This is a genomic window from Nocardia sp. NPDC058705 (genome assembly GCF_042749305.1).
Lineage (GTDB): Bacteria > Actinomycetota > Actinomycetes > Mycobacteriales > Mycobacteriaceae > Nocardia.
In genome coordinates this window covers 1-22770 of record NZ_JBHYRN010000021.1, presented here as the reverse complement: position 1 = coordinate 22770, position 22770 = coordinate 1, and the positions used below count along the sequence as shown (strand labels likewise).

21 protein-coding genes are annotated in these 22770 nt (G+C 61.2%); 7 read left to right on the top strand and 14 right to left on the bottom strand.

The window, feature by feature from the left end; all coding sequences use genetic code 11:
• Positions 1–323 precede the first annotated feature (323 nt).
• The 6 genes from ACFW6D_RS22310 to ACFW6D_RS22285 all read right to left on the bottom strand — a co-directional run bounded on the left by ACFW6D_RS22310 (position 324) and on the right by ACFW6D_RS22285 (position 7566).
• Positions 324–1817 carry a hypothetical protein gene (locus ACFW6D_RS22310; protein ID WP_379330995.1) on the bottom strand — a complete coding sequence of 498 codons (1494 nt, stop codon included), beginning with the start codon at positions 1815–1817 and terminating at the stop codon, positions 324–326.
• A 373-nt stretch (positions 1818–2190) separates the two neighbouring features.
• Entirely contained in the window at positions 2191–2787 is a 597-nt protein-coding gene (locus ACFW6D_RS22305) for a single-stranded DNA-binding protein (protein ID WP_379330993.1), read from the bottom strand.
• 211 nt (positions 2788–2998) lie between these two features.
• Positions 2999–4120: a DUF4192 domain-containing protein gene (locus ACFW6D_RS22300; protein WP_379330991.1), complete on the bottom strand. Its 1122-nt coding sequence runs from the start codon at positions 4118–4120 to the stop codon at positions 2999–3001.
• Between the two features lie 83 nt (positions 4121–4203).
• A complete protein-coding gene (locus ACFW6D_RS22295; protein ID WP_379330989.1) occupies positions 4204–5898 on the bottom strand; it encodes a ParB/RepB/Spo0J family partition protein in 1695 nt (564 codons plus the stop codon).
• A gap of 108 nt (positions 5899–6006) precedes the next feature.
• Positions 6007–6222, bottom strand: coding sequence for a hypothetical protein (locus ACFW6D_RS22290; protein ID WP_379330987.1), 216 nt, complete (start codon positions 6220–6222; stop codon positions 6007–6009).
• A gap of 105 nt (positions 6223–6327) precedes the next feature.
• Positions 6328–7566 carry a hypothetical protein gene (locus ACFW6D_RS22285; RefSeq protein WP_379330985.1) on the bottom strand — a complete coding sequence of 413 codons (1239 nt, stop codon included), beginning with the start codon at positions 7564–7566 and terminating at the stop codon, positions 6328–6330.
• Positions 7567–7587: 21 nt separating this feature from the next.
• On the opposite strand from ACFW6D_RS22285, the gene ACFW6D_RS22280 reads away from it, so the two are divergent.
• Entirely contained in the window at positions 7588–7746 is a 159-nt protein-coding gene (locus ACFW6D_RS22280) for a hypothetical protein (RefSeq protein WP_379330984.1), read from the top strand.
• A gap of 26 nt (positions 7747–7772) precedes the next feature.
• Here ACFW6D_RS22280 and ACFW6D_RS22275 read toward each other — a convergent pair whose 3' ends face one another.
• Entirely contained in the window at positions 7773–8051 is a 279-nt protein-coding gene (locus ACFW6D_RS22275; protein ID WP_379330982.1) for a hypothetical protein, read from the bottom strand.
• A gap of 109 nt (positions 8052–8160) precedes the next feature.
• Complete coding sequence (locus tag ACFW6D_RS22270; RefSeq protein ID WP_379330980.1) at positions 8161–8691, bottom strand: hypothetical protein; 531 nt, start codon at positions 8689–8691, stop codon at positions 8161–8163.
• A 655-nt stretch (positions 8692–9346) separates the two neighbouring features.
• On the opposite strand from ACFW6D_RS22270, the gene ACFW6D_RS22265 reads away from it, so the two are divergent.
• Positions 9347–11269 carry a hypothetical protein gene (locus ACFW6D_RS22265; RefSeq protein WP_379330978.1) on the top strand — a complete coding sequence of 641 codons (1923 nt, stop codon included), beginning with the start codon at positions 9347–9349 and terminating at the stop codon, positions 11267–11269.
• A gap of 813 nt (positions 11270–12082) precedes the next feature.
• Here the strand turns inward: ACFW6D_RS22265 and ACFW6D_RS22260 are convergent.
• The 3 genes from ACFW6D_RS22260 to ACFW6D_RS22250 are packed head-to-tail and all read right to left on the bottom strand — an operon-like array spanning position 12083 to position 15055.
• Positions 12083–13882 carry a DUF2326 domain-containing protein gene (locus ACFW6D_RS22260; RefSeq protein WP_379330976.1) on the bottom strand — a complete coding sequence of 600 codons (1800 nt, stop codon included), beginning with the start codon at positions 13880–13882 and terminating at the stop codon, positions 12083–12085.
• Positions 13879–14127 carry an ABC-three component system middle component 8 gene (locus ACFW6D_RS22255; protein WP_379330974.1) on the bottom strand — a complete coding sequence of 83 codons (249 nt, stop codon included), beginning with the start codon at positions 14125–14127 and terminating at the stop codon, positions 13879–13881. The genes ACFW6D_RS22260 and ACFW6D_RS22255 overlap by 4 nt, the downstream gene beginning before the upstream one ends.
• Positions 14099–15055, bottom strand: a complete 957-nt coding sequence (locus ACFW6D_RS22250) for an ABC-three component system protein (RefSeq protein ID WP_379330972.1) — start codon at positions 15053–15055, stop codon at positions 14099–14101. Before ACFW6D_RS22250 ends, ACFW6D_RS22255 begins: the two co-directional genes overlap by 29 nt.
• A gap of 1084 nt (positions 15056–16139) precedes the next feature.
• Between ACFW6D_RS22250 and ACFW6D_RS22245 the strand changes: the two genes are divergently transcribed.
• Complete coding sequence (locus ACFW6D_RS22245) at positions 16140–16916, top strand: DUF5984 family protein (RefSeq protein WP_379330970.1); 777 nt, start codon at positions 16140–16142, stop codon at positions 16914–16916.
• A 78-nt stretch (positions 16917–16994) separates the two neighbouring features.
• Here ACFW6D_RS22245 and ACFW6D_RS22240 read toward each other — a convergent pair whose 3' ends face one another.
• Positions 16995–17414 carry a barstar family protein gene (locus ACFW6D_RS22240; protein ID WP_379330968.1) on the bottom strand — a complete coding sequence of 140 codons (420 nt, stop codon included), beginning with the start codon at positions 17412–17414 and terminating at the stop codon, positions 16995–16997.
• Between the two features lie 179 nt (positions 17415–17593).
• Here ACFW6D_RS22240 and ACFW6D_RS22235 point away from each other — a divergent pair, with 179 nt between their 5' ends.
• Positions 17594–18232, top strand: coding sequence for a DUF6308 family protein (locus ACFW6D_RS22235; RefSeq protein WP_379330966.1), 639 nt, complete (start codon positions 17594–17596; stop codon positions 18230–18232).
• A 116-nt stretch (positions 18233–18348) separates the two neighbouring features.
• Here the strand turns inward: ACFW6D_RS22235 and ACFW6D_RS22230 are convergent, their stop codons facing one another.
• Together ACFW6D_RS22230 and ACFW6D_RS22225 are read right to left on the bottom strand one after the other, a co-directional pair.
• A complete protein-coding gene (locus tag ACFW6D_RS22230) occupies positions 18349–18723 on the bottom strand; it encodes a DUF5615 family PIN-like protein (protein ID WP_379330964.1) in 375 nt (124 codons plus the stop codon).
• Entirely contained in the window at positions 18720–18953 is a 234-nt protein-coding gene (locus tag ACFW6D_RS22225; RefSeq protein WP_379330962.1) for a DUF433 domain-containing protein, read from the bottom strand. Before ACFW6D_RS22225 ends, ACFW6D_RS22230 begins: the two co-directional genes overlap by 4 nt.
• A 162-nt stretch (positions 18954–19115) precedes the next feature.
• Here ACFW6D_RS22225 and ACFW6D_RS22220 point away from each other — a divergent pair, with 162 nt between their 5' ends.
• The 3 genes from ACFW6D_RS22220 to ACFW6D_RS22210 all read left to right on the top strand — a co-directional run.
• Positions 19116–19514 (top strand): DUF4870 domain-containing protein, encoded by a 399-nt coding sequence (locus ACFW6D_RS22220; RefSeq protein ID WP_379330960.1) that lies wholly within the window; start codon positions 19116–19118, stop codon positions 19512–19514.
• Between the two features lie 579 nt (positions 19515–20093).
• The gene (locus ACFW6D_RS22215) at positions 20094–20549 is read left to right on the top strand and encodes a hypothetical protein (protein WP_379330958.1); all 456 of its coding nucleotides are present in this window, start codon (positions 20094–20096) and stop codon (positions 20547–20549) included.
• A gap of 341 nt (positions 20550–20890) precedes the next feature.
• On the top strand, positions 20891–22770 hold a 1880-nt coding region (locus ACFW6D_RS22210), incomplete at its 3' end, for a tetratricopeptide repeat protein (protein ID WP_379330956.1).

The following is a 22770-nucleotide window of genomic DNA, read 5'->3' as shown; positions in this document are numbered from 1 at the left end:
TCACCGGCGAAATAGTCTCTGACAAGGGGAGAAATTCGCTGTGAGAAGTGATGGGAAATGTTGAGAAGCGTTGGCGGGTAATGTAATCGAATTGCAATTCCGCGGTGCCAGACGTTTGCCTGAAAATTGGGGAGATGAGAGGCGGGGTGTTATGGGTGGTGGAGAGTGAGGGTGCGTGGATGCGGTGCGTCGGAGTGGCACGGGTACGGGCAGGGAGCTATGGGCACGGTGAGGTTGCGGGCGATGGTGAGATCGGTTGGTGAGGGTGTGCGGCTGGGGCACCAAGTGGCCTCCCAGCCGCGCACCGAACAACGACGGGTCGATCAGGCGGGGACGCGATGCTCCCGGGGTGCGGGGACCTCGAGTTCGAGCCAGACACGGCACACGGTGCAGAAGCCGTCGTCGTGAATGGGCTTGTACTCGGTGCACCCTTCACACCGGGCCTGACGCAGGCCGGGCGGCAAGGCACGCTCGCGACGGCGTCGCGGACGCGCAGACGCCGTCGCGGACTCCTGTTCGGCGGCGGCCGGCTCCGGTGCGCCGGGCAACTCGGGGTGTTCGAGCAGGAACCCATCGATGGTGGCGGTGAGCCACTCGGGTGCGCGACGCCGAACCTCAGCGAGCAGCCCGCGCGCAGCGTCCGGGTAGTGCTCGGCGAAGAACCGGCAGTACGCCGTCGCCAGATCAGCGAACGTGAATCCGGCCGCCAGCGCGGGCAGCCCGGGATGGTTGTCGCTGCGGCAGTAGTCACACAACCCGTCGTCGCTGCGGAAGGCGTTGTCGCGGGAATGAATCGGATGGCGGTCGGTGTGGGAGCGTTCGACGAAGCAGGACACACACCGCCACCCCAAGGTGGGAGCCATGGCTGTCCGGAAATCGTCGAGGCCGTTGCCCTGGAACAGGAAGGTGTCGCGGCGGTCGGCGCGGCCGTGTAGTCCGGTGCGCTGCGCGGCCCAGGCGACGGAGTCTTCCTGTGACGTTGCCGCTGCCCCGGCGACGGCGTGGGCGTGGTCGTGTTGATCGGCAACGTAGAGGCAGTATTCGTGATCCCAGATCGCGGAGGCGAGGTCGGCGGGGCGTGGCGGCAACTCGCCTGGGCGGCGCGGTGTCCAGCCGCGGGGAGCTCGGTTGCCGATGACGATGCCGCGGACAGCGAGTTCGGCGAGTCGACGACGCAGACGGCCTTGGTCGTCGACTTCGGTGTCGACGAACAGGTTCTCGCGGACGTAGTCGGACACCTGCGACGGTTCGATTTCAGCCGGGCGTCGTTTCCTGCGAGCGAGGACGCGTGTGCGCAGCTGGGTCGGGGTGAGGCGGGAGGCATCGATGCGTCGGGTTGCTGGCACGACCAGGCGTGAGGACGGGTTGCGCCACAGTCGGATCGACTGGCGTGGCATTTCAGCGGTCTGAAGTTGGGCGTGCAGTTTGGCGAACTCGTCGGCGACGGTGGAGTTGTTGCGGCGCGCTCGGGCTTCGAGGATGCCAGCCAGGTCGGCGGCTTCGTGGCTGTGTAGGCCGGGGTCGGTGTCGGGCACCAATTCGAGCATCCGGAGCCGCTCGAGGTCGTCGGCGGTTTTGAACCGGGAGGTGAGCCGGCTCAGTGCGGCGTCGAGTGGAAAGAGGGTGAAGACCTCGACCATGTAGTCGAGCAGCTTCCAATCGTGCTCGGTCGCCAACGCCAGCGCGGCGGGCAATGCTTCGAGTGCGCCGCGGTGGTCGCGGTCGAGGGTGAAGAACGTATCTCGGATGTCGGCGATCGCATCGATGAACAGATTCGTATCGGGCACAACCGATTCGATGGCAGCGGTAGTGGACACAGCGGAACTCCTGACGTGGTCGAGAGATGCGACGGCACCCGAGCGCGCTGGAACTGCCATGCTTTTCGCACAACGAGGGGTGCCGGGCTGGGGTGGGCCCAGCCGAGGGCTACCGACCAGGCCAGCGGGCGACACGACGGAGGGAACGCGCCACTGCGTGCGGGGGCGAGTTCCCCGCGCTGACCGGCCGAACCGGTGGCCGCGGCTGGTTCGGGCGCGGGGTGCTCGTTTCCGCCGGGCGCGGGCCCGTAGCCGTGGCGCGCGCTGGCCTGGTAGCCCTCGAGCGGCTGGGTCCACCCCAGACCGTCACCCCGGACCCCGCCCCGCCGACCCGATCACAGACCGGCGGGACGGAGAAGACCGGGCAACACCGCTAGAAGTCGGGTTCACCACCCAATGCCCCCGCTACGGCGCCGGCGAATATCGGGGTAGCCCAGGGTTCGTCGCCGCCGGAGTCCTCGGTGTCTGGGGCCGGGCTGTGCTTCGACCACGGATCGTCCTGTTCGCGACTGTCGGTGACGGCGCCACCGCTGCTGTCATGTTCTCCCGCACGGATGCCGTTGCGTTGGCCGAAACCTGTGCCGCTGCAGGCGTTTTGGCGTCCTCCGGTGGTGCGGGTGAGGGTCGCGCGGGCCCAGCGCAAGCTCGGGCCGATCTCGTCGATGTCGAGTTCGAACACGGTGCGTTGCTCGCCATCGCGGGTTTGGTAGCTGCGCTGTTTGAGCCTGGCCATCAGGATCACCCTCGAGCCTTTGGACAATGAGGCTGCGGCATTTTCCGCGGCCTCGCGCCACAGGTTGCAGCGCAGGAACAGTGGATCCTTGTCGCGCCACTCGCCGGTCTTGGGGTCGCGGTAGCGGGGTGTGGACGCGACGGTGAAGTGCGCTACCGCCACACCTGCTGGTGTGTAGGTCAGCTCGAGGTCGGAACAGAGATTTCCTATGATCTGCATATTCGTTTCACCGAACATGGCGAAGCCTTCCGTGGGTAGGTGATTGACAGTGAATGCGGCACGTGCCAGCGCAATGCGACTGCGCGGCTGCTGTGTTCGCCGGAACGGATCCAACGGCGGCGAACCCGGTAACTGCGGTGGTCGACGCGCGCGGTGTATCAGTGAGGAACCGCCGCGACCGCTATTGGCTCACCGCCCTGCTGCGTATCGGCCTCGCGCCGCCACAGGGTTAGACGGTCGTGGCGATGTCGATGCCGAGTGCCGCCGCGATCTTGCGTCCGGTGACGGCCATCCGTCGGATCTGGTCTGGTCGAATGCAATCGCGTAGCGCGTGGTCGAGCAGGTTCGCCATCACGTGGTTGGGGTCGGCCTGCAGGGCTGCGGTGATCGCGATGGCGGCTACGACGGTGTCGCCGTGGTGATAAGCGCTGTAGCCGAAAAGGGTTGCGACCGCAGCATGATCCGAGCCCTCGGTTGCGGACGCGATCTGTCGCCACAGGGCTTCCGCTGTACCGCGGTGTTCGGTACCGGCGAGACCGAACATGATGTCGCGGACGATCCTGTCGCGCAGGAGTGCGACGATCGTGGCGAGATCCTCAGCCGTGAGCGACGTTGGGTCGCCAGCGCTGATCTGGGCGAGCAACCACTCGATGGCATCGCGTCGGAAAGCGTTGCCGTGTTCTGCGTCGTTCCCCTCGGCGATGTTGTCGCGGTAGCGGTCAGCGGCACCGCCGATGTGTGGCTGCATTTGGGCAGCGAGGTCAGCGTTCGGGGTAAGTAGGTCGGCGAGTTCGTCGCGGGAACCGTAGATCTGGTTGCCTTCGAGGACATACGCGAACGCCACCGTCGACGCGTGAGGGTCATCGACCCGACCGCCGCGATCGAGCGCCAACAGGTCCTTGTATTCGGCACCGGTAACGATCGCCTCCGCCCACCAGGCGTAACTGGGTTCGATCCCCACCTGGTTGAGGTGGTGCAGAACGTCCTCGGCGATCGTCGACGCGTTCGGCCGGTCATCGACGGCCACCAGCATGGTCGAGGTCAGGTTCTCGCGCAGGCACACCGCTTCGACCACGGCCGCGAGGTGCTGCACTCCGGCCGGGTCGGCGGCGTCGTCGATGTCGAACCGCATTACCGCCCGAATCGACTGCGCACCTTCTGGTGTGGCGTCGGCGCTGAGCAACGCCATGACCAACGACCGGGTGGGAACGAATCCGAGCATCGCGGGTATCGCCGCGATCAACTCGCCGGCGTCATCGACGCGCAGGCGCGGGACGTTGTTCTCGGTGGCGGCCGAGTTGGCGTCGAATTCATCGAACTCCGGGCTGCTGATTTCGTCGCTGGCTTCCACAACAGAGTTCCTTTCGTCTTCGGCGGACAGAACAAGCCGAGATCCCTGGTGCAACAAATTGACTCGGCCGCCTCGCGGTGCGGTCAGGCTGCGTTTGCTTCGGGCTCGCTGACGGGGGTGTCGATGTCGATGTGTTCGTAGTCGAGGTCGCCGACTGCTGCGAGTTCGACGGGGACGAGTTCGTGGCCTACTTGCTGAAGGAACCGCAGGTAGCGGCTCACACCGGTGTCGCTGTACCGCCAGGAATCTTTGACGGCTCGCTTTTCGTGGGCGCCGAGAACGAGTCCGAGGACGATGACCTGGCAGCGTGCCGGTTTCGCCGTCTCGACCACCTGTTGGAGCTCGCGCCGCCAAGTTCCCTTACCGCCGAGCAACTCGGCCGCAGTCTCGAAGGCGTTGTACTCACCGAGCACTGCGGGCTCTGCCACCAATGCTTCGGCGATGAACTTCGAAGCCTCCGGCGGCAGAGTCTTACGAGCGAGGAGCCGGGTGACGAACTCCCGACGTACCTCCATCGCGGCGAGCCCCTGCTTGTTGAGTTCACGGACCCGCCGTGCGGCCAACCGCTCCTGCTCGCGTCGCGCGGCCGCTTCGACCTCGGCTTCGGCTCGTCGTGCGGCGAGCTCCTCACGCGCCAGAGCGTCGTCGGTTTCTCTGTCGGGGTTGTCGGTGGGTTCGGCGTCGGGCAGGTCGCTGACCAGTCGCAGACCCGCGGCGTCGAGTTGGTCGGCGGGCAGGAAGTAGTCGGCCTGCCAGCGATCGTGTTGGGTGACTTCGCGAGCGTGGCGTAACCCGTCGGCGGGTTCGCGGTCGGGATCGTGTTCGGTGTTCCAGTCGACGGTGGCCGCGTCGACGATTGCACCGGTATCGCGTTCGACGGTCAACGGAGTGCTCGCCTGTTCGATCCACACCAACCAGCCCGCGTCGGCCCCGAGATTATCGATGTCGATCGTGTCACCGTTGACGTCGACCAGATCGTTCGCGTGTATAAGTACCGGGTCGGAACCACCGCAGTCCGGGTAGTCGTGCAGCACGCCGAATCCGGCCTCGGCCCATGGCAACACCGCGGTGAAGTAGGTACGCCGTTCGGCACGATCGTTGGCGATCAGTCGCGCTTCGTAGCTGAAGTACCCGCGGTCGGTGTCGAGTAGCTGCCGCACCGCGTCGGCGTCGCCCACGTTTTCGTACTCGGCCAGGATCGCAGCCTGATCGAAGTCGAGCTGACCGTCGTCGACAGCTTTGCGGGCCGTAGCAGAGGCACCGATCTTGCCGGCCTGCTTGATCTCGTCGCGTTTGGTCTGCAGTGCTTTGCCGACACGGGTAACCGACGCTCCGAGCTCGAGAGCCAACGCGATTCCGGCGGCACGGTCACCGTCGGTGAGCGCGATCCGACGATCGTTGACCGTGATCTGCGTCAGGATCCGTGAGATCTCGCCATCTTTCGCGGCGAGCGCCTCGTCGGGTTCGATCAACCAAACCGGGACCTGCTCGATCCCGACAGCCATCGCGGTCAAAGTGCGGAGCTGCCCGTCGCGGACTGTCGCGGTGAGGTCGTCGGGGTGGCCGTAGGCGGTGATGGGTGTCAGGACTCCGTGTTCGGCGATCGAGTCGGCGAGCTCGGGAAAGTCGTCGAGGTTGAACGTTTCGCGCACGTTGTTGTCGGTGATGAGAGTGTGCGGGTCACGGAAGACTGCCACTGCGTTCCTGGGGCGGGCGCCGTGCGTTGCGGTGTTGTCAGGTTCAGGGATTGCGGGATCGGTGGTGGTGTCGGGGGTCATCGTAAGTCCTCCTGAATGGTGAGGAAGGCAGGCACCGACCGATTGCACGGTGTCGGTGCCTGCCTTCGATGGCGAGCATGGATTCGATCGCGGGACCGGTCAGCGGTGTCAGTCCGCGACCGCGGCACGAGTGGTGACGTTGATCGGGCGCAACCTGCGGGCGCCGTAGTTGTCGGGGTCGGTGTAGGCCCAGTGCTTGGCTTTCCAACCCGGATCACGCTCACGCCACTGCGCGATCGTGGTGGCTGTCAGGTCGGCCGAGGGGCCGGCGATGCCGTAATGGACGGCCAGGTCGAATTCGAGACGGGTCACCGAGTCGGTCATGGGAGAACCTCCGAAAAGTCTTGGGCGTGGACAGATCCTGTGAGGTGCCCACGGTGGATGGGGCAAGCGAGCAGGGTTGGTCAACGACGCCGCAGGCCGGCGCGTTCACACGAGGGTTATGGCTTTCAGTGCGAGGTCATCGAGTGCGTCCGCGCGGTCGGAGTCGGGAATCGTTTGGGAGAAGCTGGTGACCGCGTTCGCGATCCCCGCCGCCGTAAGCTGCCCAGCGGCAATGAAATGCGACAAGATCCCGGCACGTTCGTCCTCGCTGAAACCCAGCTTTCCCGCCAAGACCTCGATCGCCTTGTCCGGTTGACCCACCGGGGTTCCGGCGTGGCGTTCCAGTTCACCGACTCGTGCGGTGAGGAACTCCGGCGAGAGCCATTCGGTGACCTTGTCGCGGGTTTCGGCGGTGATCACCGCCAGCCGCTTGCGGTAGGTGTCGTGCGACCAGGTGTCGACGGCGCCGATGTCGAGGCGATCACCGAGGTGTCGTTTCGTGTAAGCGAGCAACGGGATGGTCAGCCCGTTACCGCAAATCTTCACTACCAGTTCGGGTTTCAACGTCACCGCGTGATGGCCGACCTCGGAATTGGAGAAGCGGACCCCTGCGAACACCACCGGCTCACGCCCGGACCGATACCCCTGACCGTCACGAGCCGCCAACCGCCGTCCCCGGTCCAGATCGCCTGCGACTCTGCGTCGTTCGGCCTCGAACTCAGGATGGGCGAACGGGTTCCGATAGTTGCGCAGAAACGTCGGCGCCAACGCGGAGACCTTCGGCGAATACACCTTGCAGTGCATCGAGGACTCGCTCAAGTCCGCCGACCGCACCACGACCTCGGCATCGGCGGCTTTGATGCCGTCCAGCACCGCGGTCAGCACGTCGAGGTTGTCGATGATGCCGTACCGATCAGACAGGAATGCCCGCAGCACCCCAGCCTCGCCGGTCTCACCAGAAGTGAACAGCCGCAACAGAAATGACCGCTCCTGTTCATCAACCCGCAAGCGGGGGTCATCGTGGCCGTGCAATAGCCCGTTGACGTTCGCGTCGTAGAGATCGGTGCGTTGCTGCTCGCGCAACCACTTCAGATAGCCGGCCGGGATCTTGAGCTTGGTCGCCAACTGAGTGTCAGCGACCGCCGTGGGCAGATAGGCCCCGTCGGTGAGTGTGACGCCACGCTCGTCCATCACCGGTGCGACGCCGGACAGTTCGAGCAATCCACCGCGTGCCCGCAACGATGAGCCGGGTACAACAACGTCGACCTTGGCGGCTTGCTGACGATTCAGCAACGCGACCAGATCACCCAACTCGGCATGACGAACAGAGGAAGGCAACGACACGACAAACTCCTTCGGATTGACATGATCAGGTCAGCGGCCGAGCTGGCATCGCCGACGCGTAATTCGTTGGTAGACAAGGAATGTGAGGATCTCGCCAGCTCGCATCCACAGGGAGCGGTCGAGGGTCTGCGCGTGGCCGTAGCGGCGCTAGGTGCTGTCGACGACGTCGACCGCACCTAGGTCGCTGGTGGCGCGGGAAGTTGCGGTCACTCCCCGGGCGAGGAGGTCAGCCAGCGCGTCAGAGTCCGCAACTGCTGCCAAATATGGCCACGCTGGGTTTCACCGCTGCCCTCGTATTCGCTGTTCCACAGATAACTCACGAGGATCTGGGCGGCGCTGACAACGTCATCGCCAGCAGCCAAGGGCTTTTGCGCGTCCCGCTCTGCGCCGATCTCAGAGTCGGCGGGAGACAGCGGAGTACCGCACAGATCCAGATCCGAAACAGCAGCGGTGTCAGCCAGTTCAGGTGTGCCGGCGTCCGTCATCGAGTTCCCTCCGAACTGCGACCTTGGTTCGAACCGCGTATCCCTCGCTGATCACCGAAACGCACCGAATCCAGCTAGCGCCGCGCCGGTGAGCGATTCAATGACACCGTCATCGGTAAGACCAACCGTTGCCGTGGGGTTTCAGAACTCGCCGACTACTACGTTCCCACGCAGCGACGTTGGGGTCGTCGGCGAAGCGGTGACCGTCTGCGTAGACGGTCACCGACAGCTGATGCGCGCGCACAAGCGCCTTCATCGCGCTATCGAGACCAGCCCGATCGAGGATGTGGAACGCCACCGGCCCAATGGTCAGTGCGACGAAGCTGATCGTGCGACGCATCCCCAGGTGATACATCCGCTCCACTGACGCGGCCCCGGTCGGCGTATGCGTCCAGGTGATCGCGGCCAACACTGCGACATCGGAAACCGGATCCTCCACCACGGGCATCGGCACCCGCTCGACCACGCCGACCATCGCCTGACGCGCCAACCCAAACAGCCCCAACATCCTCTGAACCTGTTCCGCCGCAGTAAAAGTCATCGCCACCCGACCCCACCGAACCATGATCCGCGCCTCAATGGTCCCGGCCCCGACGACGTCAAGCGCGATCTGCTGTTCCCCGGCCAGCACTGCGGTCACGGTCGTCACCACACCGGATTGGCGGTCCAACGGTGGCCGACGAACCTGGCCGACCGGTGCGATGACGGGCGATTGTGTAGTAGCCATGGCGGGTTCCGTTCTGGTTACATGGAGATCAGGAAGCGCGAGCAGGCGCTGGTCGACAGGTAGCGAGTGCCGCACATCGGCAGACGGGTGGCCTGCCTCTTGCCGAATAGGGTCACACTTTCGTGGGCGGACGACAGTGAGGGCGGACAATAGCTGCGTGATGATCACGCAAGAAGTCGCGCAGATGAATCTCCGCGCCCCCCGGGTCGCAATCGTCGTTCCGGGGAAGGCATACTGGGATACCCACGTGCGCAATGCAATTCACCTAGCTTCGTCCACTTGGGGAGGGTCGGGATTCGTCGTTCTTCCTCATCATGACGGGCGCGTGCATCCAAGCCTTGTGGAGTTGCTTCGCGAGTACGACCCGGACTACATCGTCAGATTGCCCGACTTTCTACGGTCGGCGCAGAGCCGAACTGGTGCCCCTGCCGAAGACCAGTGCGAGAACGCTTGCCGGTCCCTTTCTCGACGGTGCGCGGACTACCGGTCGCCCCGCGCACAATCACTCTTGGAACCAGGGCACGCAGACCTGCGACTGGCCCACTACCGCAATGGCCCAGGCTCGCCCTTGACCGCGATAGCCGACATCGAGGGTGTCGCCCCCGGCACTGATGTGCTATCGATCGGTGCGGCGAACACACTCGGCGGTCACTTAGGTGTTGCGGCTGCGGCGGCCTGGGGGGCGCATCAACGCCCCGAAGCGGTCCCGAAACCTGTCACCCCGGCCGACGAGCGCGCCGCGATAAGCGCGATTCTGTCGGCCAAGACTTACCCTCTGGACGGCGTGACCAGCTCTGATGCGGCGGGCCGGCCAACGGATTTTTCACGCACGGAGGTCGGACTGGGCTGGGCACACGAATTTGGTGCTGGACCGCGAGCATGCGCAGTCGTTGTTTTCGGCGACTCCGCCAACGATTTCGCGTGGGCCATGTTGTGGGATCGCATCTATGGCGAGGGCAGGTGGGTGCCGCTCGATTGGTGGCAGCGGTCACAGAGCGCATGTCTCGTGGGCCTGGACATTTTCACCAGCGCCGTCAACGCCGACGCCAAGGAATTGGTGTTCACCTCGACTTCACTCCCACTAGAGGAGGTCAAAACAATGGCTGAAAAGTATGCTCATCGGCCGCCGCGAATGTGGAGTGGGGGTGTACCAATTCTCAACGACCCCCCGATGCAGTCGATCGAGCATGAGTCGATCGCCCATATACGCTTCAACAAGAAGCATCTGGCTCTGGTTGAGGACTACTCTAGCCAGTGGTCGAGTGCGGTGACCAGCGACAATGGCACGATCGTTCTGCAGGCTCTGCCGCCGGTGCCGAAACTTTCCGATGCCCTACTCAGCCAGGTGCAAGGCCTGAATTGGCAGGTTGATGTGACCATCCCTAACCAGAGCGCGCTGGTTGGTGTTTCAGTCCTTGCTCCGAAAGACTTGATAGCCGACGATGAGAACCCGCACTTGACATGGTATCGATCGGGTCGATCCGGTATCTCGTACGAGGCCCGCCGGTGGTCGTTCATCAGCGGTGGAGCGACGGTGGAATGGCAGTTGGCTCGACCCAAATTGCGGTTCCCCGCGCTGGACAGTTGGGCCAAGTCCCGTGGTGACTTGCATGGACTGACGACGAGGCCCTCGCCAGCAGGAGGACATGCCGACATCCTCGCGCGGTTGCTGGGAAGCAGAAGGGCTTTGGTCGATCTGGTGTCCGGGCCCATCGCGCGGGCGCTGCAAGAGTTTGTCGTATCGAAGAGGTCAGCCGCCACCTACCCGGACGGACAGGGCTGGACAATGAGCGATGAGACCTATCTCACGTTCTCAGGGATCATGAATCTGAGCGCTTGCTCATCTGAGGTTGAAGCGCGCGATCTAGTCGATGACCTACTTACCGCCGGTCTCCTGCACCGCGGGCTCATTCTGCGCTGTCCCAGCTGTACGCACCGCTCGTTCGTCCCGATTGATGATCTGGCCACCGTAATCACATGCCCGCGTTGTCGCCAGGCTGGCCCACTCACCTGGCACCGGTGGTGCGAACCAATCGACGAACCCCGCTGGTACTACGATCTACATCCCACCGCCCGAATGTTGATCCGAGACAACGGCCACTACCCCTTGCTGCTGTCCAAGCATTTGCGTGAAGGCACACAGCACAGCTTCGCGGACACGTATGAGTTCGAATTCGTAGACTTGGTTGAGACCGATTTGTTGGCTCTGGTCGACCGGCAACTCCTGATCGCCGAGGTCAAAAACAGTGATACGTTAGGCGACAAGAAGAAGCGTGAACTCGCCATTACCAAGAGGCTGCGCGCTGCGCAGGTACTCGGAGCGGACCAGATCGTGTTGGCGACCTCGAAATCAAAGTGGCAAGACGCTAGCATCGATGCCTTCGTTCAACGTCTAAATTTCACCAAATCGAACGGCGAGCCCACCCCCAGTCTCCGGCAGATCACAGGATTGGGCTCAAGTCAGGCCACGGACCAAATGATCCCACTCTGACCGGCGCGCCGCAAACCACACTTCACCACGCATGTGCAACAGGTCGCCGGGCTGAAGACTTATGCCAAAATATGAGAGCAAGAACTCCAAGTCGGACGCTCGGCCACCTCGAACTATTCGTCATCCGTACCGGCGGACCGCTGGTGTCAGATCGGATAGGATCTGCGATAACCAGGCATTTTTCGGTTGCCCATGTTTGCGTATCCCGCCCCGGGCGCGAACCTGCGACATAGCGGCCATGCGTCCGACACCCATCGGATCGTCTCAGGGCGAAGCACTATTTTGAGCCTCGCGCGTAGCACAATGACAAGTGCCACAAGCTATTTGCTGTGAATCTTAATTAGTTGATCAACAGCGCTGTCCGTGCGCGAGTTGTTGGTGTACGTAGTGACGTAGTGGTCGAATCGCCCTGCGGCGTTGGTGCATCACAGCGGTCAATAGAACCGGGTCCTGTCAGCCCGGTCGCATATAGACCCTAGTTCTGTTCGGCGAATCTGCTGGTCGGTATCCAGTTCGAAATACTCGTCGTTACCGAAGTTCTCGGCCGTCAGTGTGAATTCGAGGTATGCGCGCTCCTCCCGATGTCGTTGCGAGAGCGTCAGAGCTTGTCGTCTCTGGTGTTCTGCGCGGTGGTCTGCAAGCTCGGAGTTGATGGTTTGCTGTAGCGCTTCGACAGGCACGTACACCAATCTAGAATGCGACGAAACCTTAGTGCTCGATTCCAAAGACGCAGTATTGCAACACTGTTGATGTCGATCAGGATACCGTCGCCACGCGAGTAACACGATCATGTGGCTCGCTGGCCACCACGTTCTACCATGATGGCATTTGAAATAGTCGACCGGCGTCGCCTTCGTCATGTAAGACCAGAACGACCTCTCGCTCGGATATCGCGGTGATAGATGAGTCGACAGGTTCTGGCAGATCACTATCCAGCGCCGAAATAATTGACTGGATACCGTATTCAGCATACTGCCGGAATACCTTTATCAGCTTAGCCCGCTTACGTGGCTCAAGCTGCTCCAATGCACCATCATGATATACAAAACGCGCGAAAGGAACCGACGCGTAAGACCGCAGAACGGCTAGATCAAATGCGATGCAGAGCAGCTTTTTATAGGAAGTTCCACGATCACCACTTGTTGCGATGCCAGATTCTCCCACAAATTCAGCAACGAAATCCAACCCACCATTCGAATTTATTCTGATCGCGAGGATAGCATTTTGCCCCAATACGTCGTGAATGATTTCAGTGAAGTATCTACGCAAACGGCCGAAGTGACTGCCCTCATCTTGACTAATAGCGACCAGCTCAGTCTCCGTGTCATCTTGAACCCTGCTGTACTCCTCTTCAAGGAGCCGTACTTGTCGCCTAAGCTCGATCAGCCTTGTAGCAGCTGCGCGCTGAGATTCAAGCTGTTTCAAGTCCGCTTGAATAACAGTAAACTCCCGGGAGATCTCTTTGTACTTAGAAAGCGACTCCGAGTTCCGTAGATATTCCAATGAGCGCGATCGCTCAAAGTTCAGCCTCGGCAACTCATCGTCGATTTCAGTCGTCCTGCGCTCAGCGTCGGCAAGCTGCTGCTTAAGCGCAGCTCGACGTTCTTGCGTAATCGCCCGGTTGAACGCGACAAGCTGCTCATAGTCCCTTTTTAGTTGATCCCCGAAAACGACGCCAGCCTCATTAAAGAGACGTTCCGAATCGGCCGTTCGGAACATTACAGCCTCGCTCTCGATCGACTCACTAAGTCGCACTATCAGCTGAGCAATTCGGTAACGCTCTTCATTCAGGGCGACAATCCGCGACTCGGTTCTCTCGACCACTTCAGCGGTCGCACGCTGATCCTCCGCGCCAAAGTCGAAAGACTCCAGGGTGTGAGACTTTTCCTCAACTGCACGCCTTTTCACAGAGATCAATCCGTCAAGAACCGAAGGATCAGCATCCTCTCCTCCCCACTCCTGCAACAATGTGGATAGTCGGGCTCTTTCGTCACCAAGCTCGTCACGTTTACTGTAGAGGTTGACTACCGTCTCGGCACTCATCCCTAGAAGATGCGCTACGAATGGTTTCCAGTCCGCGTGCGATCCCGAGAATTTTCCCAATTGAAATACATCAAGATAGTCCCGCTGGGAACGAATTAGATAGCCAATGAGCTTTCTATAACCCCAGGGGCGGAGTGCGTCGATAGCAAGAATACCATCCACTATCTTCTTCGCACGGTCCAGAGGAAGTCCGATATGATCCCACTCGCCTGGCGCCAGTGCCGACGCATCGGCAACCTTCTCAGGTCCTCGCTTCAGCTCAATCTTCGTTCCTGGCGTAACAGACCTGGCAATATTCAGATAGGTACCGTCATCGAGCTCGACTTCGAGGTAGAAAGTATAGTCATGGAAGACAACCTCGTGCCTAAAGAGGAAGAAGCTACCAGATTTCGACTTCAGCAGGCAGAAGTCCAGCAATTCACCAACTGTCGTCTTGCCCAAGTTATGAGTGTCTAGTTCTCGATTTTCCGGTACGCGAATTTCCGCGAGTACAACATTGAAGCCTTCTTTGAAGTCTATACCACGAAACGCCTGTGGGTGGTTTGAGTAAAGTCGCGATAGCTTCATCATTTCCCCGTATACTCGAACGAGTCTATTTTGGGCAAGTATTCCACCAGACCTAGCACATAGAGTAGGCTCAGCGCTGGCGTGAATAGGTAGTCGGTAGAATCTGCCCGTTTTGCCGTTGCCATTTTGAGGTCAGAGTAGGCAATAATGCGCTTACGCATTAGCTCCTTAAGAATTTCAGTGGCAGCAGCCAGCACGGTTCCATCGGGATGCGAGTGCTTATTGGGTAGCAGCATCCGCAGACTCACCTATGTCACAGTGCCAGTACATATAGAATAACATCGTCCTAACTAGTCGCGCATTACGAGCAAGTACGGCATCTCGCTTCAGCAAGAAGTCAACCAAGTAGTTGAATAGTTCGTCAAATGTCTGATAATTCCTACGCTTAGACACAATCTTAAGCTGAAATTCCTCAACCGCCCCTTCATACTGCCTTAACGCTTCCGCGTTTCCTGGATCCGCTAGGAAGTTCCCTATTTGCATAGAATAAGGAAGGTAGAGCTTTCGGAGACGTCCGGCAAAATCAGCCGACATATTGTTTACCTTGTTCTTGCTTTCGTACGAAACACGCTCAACAACATGGGCGTCAGAGCTTGCACTAGCTGCCGACAATCCGTCCCGTATAGCGAGAATTACTTCGGCCAAGTCGTAGCTTGATAATAGCAAAGGTCCGTCTATCGGATCGATACGAGCCAGGGAGATTATGTCTACAAACTCCCGCAGTAGATCATTAAGATACTCCACCCCGGCCAGGAAGATGGATTTGCGCTCTAACCCTGAACCTTCAGATATTCGCTTCACAATCGAAGCACTAGCGTTAGCCCCCAGCCTCCTATTGGAAAACAAAATGTAATTGGAGACCTCACTATCGTCAGCCAATTTCTTGATTCGAATTATCTCCTCTGTCAGAACAGAACTCTTCGTCTCACCACTGAAATCCGGATCACTGTAGTGAACGTTCATCGCATTAGTATGCTTGGCCTGAATTACGGTAATACCGGTCCAAGGACTTGCTGCGCTTGGAAACCTCTCAGCAGCCCCCTCGAATCGAGCGTCCCGGCCGCCGTCTGGCCCAGTCGAGAAAGACTGAACACCAGCTCCAAACAGTTTTCGGCTACATTGGACGACTAGCCGCTCGAACTGCGAGTCGTCCAAGTCTTCGTAGGGGTACGCCATCCGGTTATGGTACCGACTGCGCGCCAAGCAAGCCGAGCAACACCAGCGCTCAGCCTGTACTGAGTCTCATCTGCATCTAAATGACTGGTGACCATGGCACTGGTAGGTCCCCTCGGCAGCTCGTTACGCCTCAACTACGGCGCCTTCTAAGGGCTGTGCAACCTATGCCCCGGCAGATGCAGCCTCGGTTGCCGCATCACAACGACACGGTCGCGGTCGGTCGACCAGAATTCAACTTCGCCAGGGAGTGAGGCGGCAATGCGGGCAGACGCGAGCTGGCCGAGCTCGGCACACAATGCCATTCCCGCGCGCCTCACCCGAAGGGTATGTCGCGACGCTCTGGGTCTGGACCGGTCCGAGTTTAAGAACTCCGCGGGGCCGACGATCCACAGTACCCGCGAAGGAGAGCTTGTCGTCGGCTTCGATCGTCACCTGACCGCTTGAAACCACTGGTCGTACCGTTCGCACTGGCGGCGGGGCATCCATCAGATCGCCAGCTCGGTGATGCCTCCACCCCCGTGACTCGACGTCGAGCACGCCGGAGCCCTGCGGCGCACTCCGCTCGGGCACAGCGCAGGACACACCTCGATTATCTGCGCCTGGTAGGTAACGTCGAAGTGCGGAGGCAGGTTGGCCCGCTCTGGTCGAGCTCCGCAGGGTGCGCCCACTCGACATCGCCCTCCGGCGCTCGCCGACTCGACTCACAACACGGAAACAACACGGATTCAAAGAGAAGTAGCGGGAACGGTTGAGATGCGACGGGAGCACCTTGAACGACAAATCCGCAAGCGAAAGGATCTATTGGGAATCGCTGAGAACCATTGGGGTGCAATGCAATTCAAACGGCAGGTTTCTGGTTCGAGTCCAGATGGGGGAGCATAGAGAAGACCTCGGGCCAGGCGAAATGGTCTGGGGTCTTCTTTGTTTATCCCGCACTTCGCCCGCCCACCAAGAAACACCAGGAACCCCCGGAAGGGGCCAGCTACCTTCGAGCCCGGCCCAGAAGGTCTAGCTGTGGCGTTGCGCGGAAGACTCACGACGATGAGCGATCGTCAGCCTGCGGACGATCTGGTTGTATCCAAACATGATTCGATTTCGGTTCGAGTTGCTGCCGGTCGACGAGGTCTGCCCGTGGGGGCCTGCTGGAAGCCAGCATCTGCACTGGTTCGCTCTCACCGAGGGCTGGTTCTGCCTCGAGGTGGGTGGAATCGAGTTGTTGAGATATACCGAGCAGACGATGGCCTCGTTCCCCCGCGAAAGTCACCGAACGGCGCCGCCGTGGGTGGGTTATTACGTGGTCCGACTGTGGGAGGACATTCTGGAGGCATTGCCCTTCATACTCGAACCCGTGCCGGACGATCTGGCGGAATTCGTAGCTGCCGGATCCGCAGAGTGGGTCGACACCGACGAGGTCTTGGACAACATGCGGCTCGACGCCGCTTACGACTTCCACAGTCAGCGGTGTATCGACACCGGCTATCTCCGTTTCGGACCCGTGTTGCGGTGGTGGCGCTCGGTCGATCCCGTCGACACTGTCACCGTAGCTTGGCAGTTCCCTGTCGATCCCGATGGTGAAATCGCCTTCACCGCGCCGCTATCGGGTCAGGTGTCGGTCGGCACAGACGAATTCATCGACGCTGTAACGGATTTCGATTATCGACTGTTCGAGTTCATGCAGCAGCGGGTGGACCGCCTGGCCGCAACCGGCGCTCCCGCGGGAATCGAACTCGATACTGCCCTCCTGATCCAGGAACAGGCGCAGCGGCGCACCCTGTTGGCACGGGCATTGGCGCACCAGGTGGGCGCTGATTGGGACGCGGTGCGGGAAGGTGTGCCTATCCTGGCGCCGCACCAGAGGTGAGCCGACGCTTCTATGCAATGCCCGCCATAGATCGTCCGCTCATGTGGAGGAGCGGGCAAGCGGGTCGATCGTACGAACTCAGAGCAGCTCGAGGTCGATACCGTCTTCCGATTCGTTCCCACCCGCACCATGCCTCTGGACGATCTCCACCAGAAAGTCGAATAGCGTCCGCCCTTCCTGACGCCGGGCAGCCTCGACCTCCGCCCTGATGCGCTCACGGTTCGATGGATGGCAACGTGCGAGGACATCTTCCAGGTACTGGACTGTCTCGGACCAACCCAGCGCCTGCCGTGACCTGTCCGAATGCAGCCATCGAAGAACGAAGCCACCCTCCGGCGTGCCGAATCCACCCCGGAGGATGTCATTGAACGCGTCGGGGTTCTTGTTCCACGTCCAGTCGTTGAGCAGCGCCGAGAACTCCCGAGCGAACTCGTCGTAGTCATCGAAGCGAGAGCCATCAATGACGAGAACCGGCTTTCCGCCGTCGAATTGACCCACCCGACCAGTATCCCCATTCTGTCGACTCGGGCGCTGTTGGTGGGACGATTCAGGTCCCATCGAGGAAGGCAATCCGCCATGATGCTTCCACCCGACGTCTCCGACGATCTGGCCGCACCGGAGTCGCTCGCCCTCGGCTACGACACCGCCCAAGTGTGGCGCACCACCCGCGAGCCATCATGACTCTGATCCTGCCTTCGGCACTGCAGACCGCCGACGACGCGGCCGCGATCGCCGCGCTGCGCCGCTACTACGGCGACCCGTATCTCGACGATGGACGCTGCTACGTCGGTGCCTATTTCGACAGCTGGAAAACCGCCGGCGACACGACCGACAGTATCGATCGATTCACCGCCGACGATCTGATCGCAGTGAGCTTCCTGTCGGTCGAAGTCAAACCACTGGCCGCGCGGGAAATTCTCGCCACCCGAGCCGACCGTTTCGCGGACCTGCTTGCACAAATCGGACCGGACCGCGACCTCGCCGATGAACACGGCCCACTCACACGGTCCTGGCCGGCATGGCAACTCGACACCCAGCTCCGTCAGCTTCCCGGCGTCGGCCGCACCATCGCCAGCAAACTGCTCGCCCGTAAACGACCCCGACTTCTCCCGATCTGGGACACGGTCATCGCCGCCGTCCTCGGCACCCGAGATCAGCACTTGGAGCCGATCAGAATCGCGCTACGCCATAACGACCACGAACTCGACAAGCGCCTTCGCCGCATCCGCGCCGCAGCCGGACTCACTGAACAAATCAGCGTCCTTCGCACCCTGGACGTCATCGCCTGGATGGACGGCAAAGCCCGAGGCTACTAGTCGCCACGCACACGGGAGATCAGCTCACCGCAAGTCGCGCTGGCCGTCCGGCCCGTCCCGGGAGTCGAGGTTCACCCAGTCCGAGTTCTTCGTCATTTCCAGGGTCCCGCTTGTTCCTAGTCCTGTTCCGGTGTCGTCCGCTGCCAGGCCACGATCTGGGTGGGCCGGATCTCGACGCGGTCGGCGTCGTCGAACGCTGCCACGATGGAGTCCAGGTGTGTCTCGAACACGGCGAGTAGACCGTTGTTGCTGATGTTGCCCATAGCTATGACCAGAAGGCGGCGGGGCCGGCCCTGCAATTGGTGTGAGATCCGGAAGTCGGCAGCCTTGGAGACCACTACCCGGTCCTCGGAGTCGGCGATCTTCGCAACTTGGTCGTCGGCGGTGCGGTTTCCTGCGAACAACTGCGATGTGTGCCGCGCATCGTGCCCAGCGTCATTCAGGAATCGTGCGAGCCGTGCCGGGAGTTGCGCGTCGACCAGGAACTTCACGCTGCGCTGACAGAGACGACGGTGTGTCCGCCTGCGGCGATAGCACCGAACTCCAGCGCGGCGAGCAGGTCGTCGGATTCCAGGTCTGGGTAGTCGTCGAGGATTTCCTCGGTGCTCATGCCCGAAGCCATCATTTCCAGGATGTCCCGCACAGGGATCCGCAGTCCGCGCACTACCGGCTGACCATGGCAGATCTGCGGATCAGAGGTGATGCGATCGAGGCGGGACATAGGGACCATCGTAGCCTTGGCGATGAGATCTCTGCCAGCAATCGTCGCTGGTAGTGACCGCGGCCCGGTCTGGGCTCTGCTCCTACCTCGGCTGGCCGCGACCTGCGGGTTCAGGTGGAAAGTTGGGATCGGTAGGGGGCAGACGAGGCATTTACTTGCCGCATGACATCTTCTCAGCTTCCCCCGCACCAGCCGCAGTCCGCAGGCTTGGACAAGAAGACCAGCGCGATCCTGTCCTATGCGATGGGCTGGCTCACCGGGATCGTCTTCCTCTTTGTCGGCAAGAACGATCCCGACGTGAAACTCCATGCCGCGCAATCGGTCGTCTTCTTCGGGGCGGTGTCGGTGCTCAACATCGTTCTTAGCATCGTCGGCTCGCTCCTCGGTGCGCTGGGGATCATCTTCAGCCTCGCCAGCCTCGCGCTCTCGATCTTCACGGTCGTCGTCTGGATCATGGCCATGGTCCGAGCGAACAACAGTGGCGGTGCTCGCACGGAGCTTCCTGTCATCGGAAAATTCATCGCTCCGTACGCCGACAAGTTGGCCGGTTCGGTCCAGTAGCCGCATATTCGAAGTCCCGGCACAACGACACATCAACGGCCCGAATCTATCTCGGGCCGTTGGCGTCGTTGTGCCGTGAGCAGCGCCGCCAAGGGCAGTGCCGTGAAGGACAGCGAAAATGCTTGACAGCCACAAGCCCGCAGTGCGCTACTTCGCGTTGATCGACGACGCGAGAGACTACCCCAATGGTTGGCGTGCGCGTCGGACTATCTGGCTCGCGCCCCGGACCGCCACCCGACCTGCGCCGACCGACGAAGTGCTCGGCAGGGACCTCGAGTGGGTCCCACCGAGTACCTCCGGCACTACGCATCCAGAACGGACGAGCCCAACGAAGAGATCTCCGCCGAGTCAGCCGATCGATTGATCGCGAGTTGGCGCGCCTCGAGGGCGAGCCACGAGACCGAAACGCACGGGCCCCGAGTCGAACCCACCCATCGACGATGCACCAGCCTGATCGAGTCGGGCTGGAACAGGGTTGGCGTGGGAGCTCAAGCCACAGCCGGACTGCACAGCGATCCCCTAGTGCTAGATCTCGACAAAGCACAAGCAGCGCTACCTACTGGGTGGCAAGATTGTGGAATGGATCCTGTGATGGCACTTGTTGTTTCGGCGATCGCTGCGGGCGCTGTGGCTGGCGTAGGCGACACAGCAAAGCAAGTCGTACATGACGCATATGCCAGTTTGAAGAACCTGATTTCGCACAAATATGCCGACGTGGACGTGTCAGGGTTGGAGCGAAAGCCGGATTCAGAGTCGAAGAAGGCTTCGCTGGCAGAGGATCTCGTAGATGCGGGGGCTACGGCGGACGCCGAGTTGGCTGCTGCGGCGGCGGCGGTGCTGGAGGTTGTCCGCCAGCACGACCCACAGGTAGTGGTGGGCGTGGACGTGCGGGGTTTGGTAGCAGCAGCATTGAAGATCTCCGATATATCCTCGACCGGAGATGGCGTGCGGGTTGCCAACAGCCAGATCGCAGGGTCGACAGAGATCAGCGGGGTGAATGCAGGATTCGTGGACCCTTCCACGGCGCGGGGCTGACGCCCAACAGTTCTGCGCCCGGCATGCCCTCGATCGGGGCGATACTCTCAGGGAACACATTCGAAGGTCCAGTCCTTGTCGGCGACCACGCCCCATCGAGGCATCTGAGGGACCTGGTCCAGATCATGGGTCGAGACGGGGACCTGCCAACGGTTGCTGAGCTGGATCCCTACCGTTTAGGTGCTACCAGTTCACCGTTCGGTAGGGCGGGACACTTCCGGGTTGCGGACAGGTACGTCTCTCGCACTGCCAACCGGGTCGATTCGCGACTGGCTAAGGCGTTCCGAGGGAATCAGCTTGTCGTAGTCGTTGGCCCATCAAAAGCTGGCAAGACCCGCACCTTGTTCGAAGCAGTACACGCCTATGACTCGACCGCGCGGATCGTAAGCCCTGTTGTCGGTCTGATCGCGGACTTGGCCGCAGCCTCCCGAATCAGCGATAGCAGCGACACGTTGGTGGTCTGGCTCGATGACCTGCACATGTATCTAACCGGTAATGCTGGCGACCTGACTTCCACGATATTGGACGCACTGACCCGACGCCGTGGCCGGACGTTGGTGGTTGCGACGCTTCGTTCAGAGATGCGCGCCCAGTTGAGGGGCGACGGTGAGATGCGGCGCGAGACTCGAATGTTGCTCGATCAGTCGCTACTCATCGAGTTGGCTTCCACCGATGATGACTCTGAGGAGCGCGCCGCCGCCGAGCGTACATACCCGGAATTAGCCTTTGACGGTCATGGTTTAGGTGAGGTTCTTGCCGGCGCGCCAGAGCTTTTGGACCGCTATGACGATGCGCGCGCAGATAACCCGCTCCTACATACTGTAATCACAGTCGCAGTCGACTGGGCACGCATCGGCCGCACCGAACCCATACCCGAGTCGACTCTGGCCCAGCTCACGGTGCGTGGCATGCGGACAACTCATCCCCATGTCGACGCCACCGACAAAGACGTGCAGACCGCGATCACTTCAGCACGTCGGCCTCCACCCGGCGCCGGCCGCGCCGCTGCGCTGCGAACCACATACCGCGATGGCGATGAGGGTGACACCCTCAGCTACCGAGCGTTCGACTACCTTGTCGCCGCCGACGATGGGCAAAACCAGCGAGTACCACGTCGTATCGCGGAGTCCTTCTGGCACAACGCGACCCACAACGCCACACCCGAGACTTTGACAGCTGTCGGATACGTCGCTTCTTGGCGCGAGAATACAGCCATGGCAAGCGCACTATTTCGGCGCGCGGCGAGTTCTGGGCATCCGCCCGCGATGTACAGCTTAGGAAGCTTGCTTGATGAGCGTGGGGAGGACCGCGAAGCTGAGAGCTGGTATCGGAAAGCAGCGGAAACCGGCCATGCTGCTGCGATGTCCAGTCTCGGACTCATTCTTGATGAGCGCGGCGAAGCCAGTGAGGCAGAGACTTGGTATCGAAAATCTGCCGCGACCGGTCATGCTTCCGCAATGGTCAATCTCGGGACCCTGCTTCACGAGCGCGGCGAGGTCGGCGAGGCAGAGACTTGGTATCGAAAATCTGCCGGGACAGGCAATGCTTCCGCAATGTTCAGTCTCGGGGTCGTGTTCTACGAGCGCGGTGACGTGGGCGAGGCAGAGACTTGGTATCGAAATGCTGCTGAGACCGGCCATGTGAAGGCGATGTTCAGCCTCGGGGTATTGCTCGACGAGCGCGGAGAGGTCGGCGAGGCGGAAGTTTGGTTTCGGCGCTCCGCTGACACCAGTCATCCTTCCGCGATGTCAAGTCTCGGCGTACTACTTCACGATCGTGGCAACCTCGATGAAGCCGAAACCTGGTACCGCAAAGCCGCCAACACCGGCCATTTGTCCGCGATGTCAAGTCTCGGCGTACTACTTCACGATCGTGGCAACCTCGATGAAGCCGAAACCTGGTACCGCAAAGCCGCCAACACCGGCCATTTGTCCGCGATGTCAAGTCTCGGCGTACTACTTCACGATCGTGGCAACCTCGATGAAGCCGAAACCTGGTACCGCAAAGCCGCCGAAACAGGCAACGCCACCGCGATGGGCAACCTCGGAGTCCTACTCAACGAACGCGGCCGAACCGATGAAGCCGAAACCTGGTACCGCAAAGCCGCGGAAATTGGTCATGTGAAAGCGATGTACAGCCTCGGGGTCTTGTTCGACGAACATGGTGAGCGTAGCGGCGACGCTGAGACCTGGTACCGAAAAGCCGCCGAAGGCAACCACGC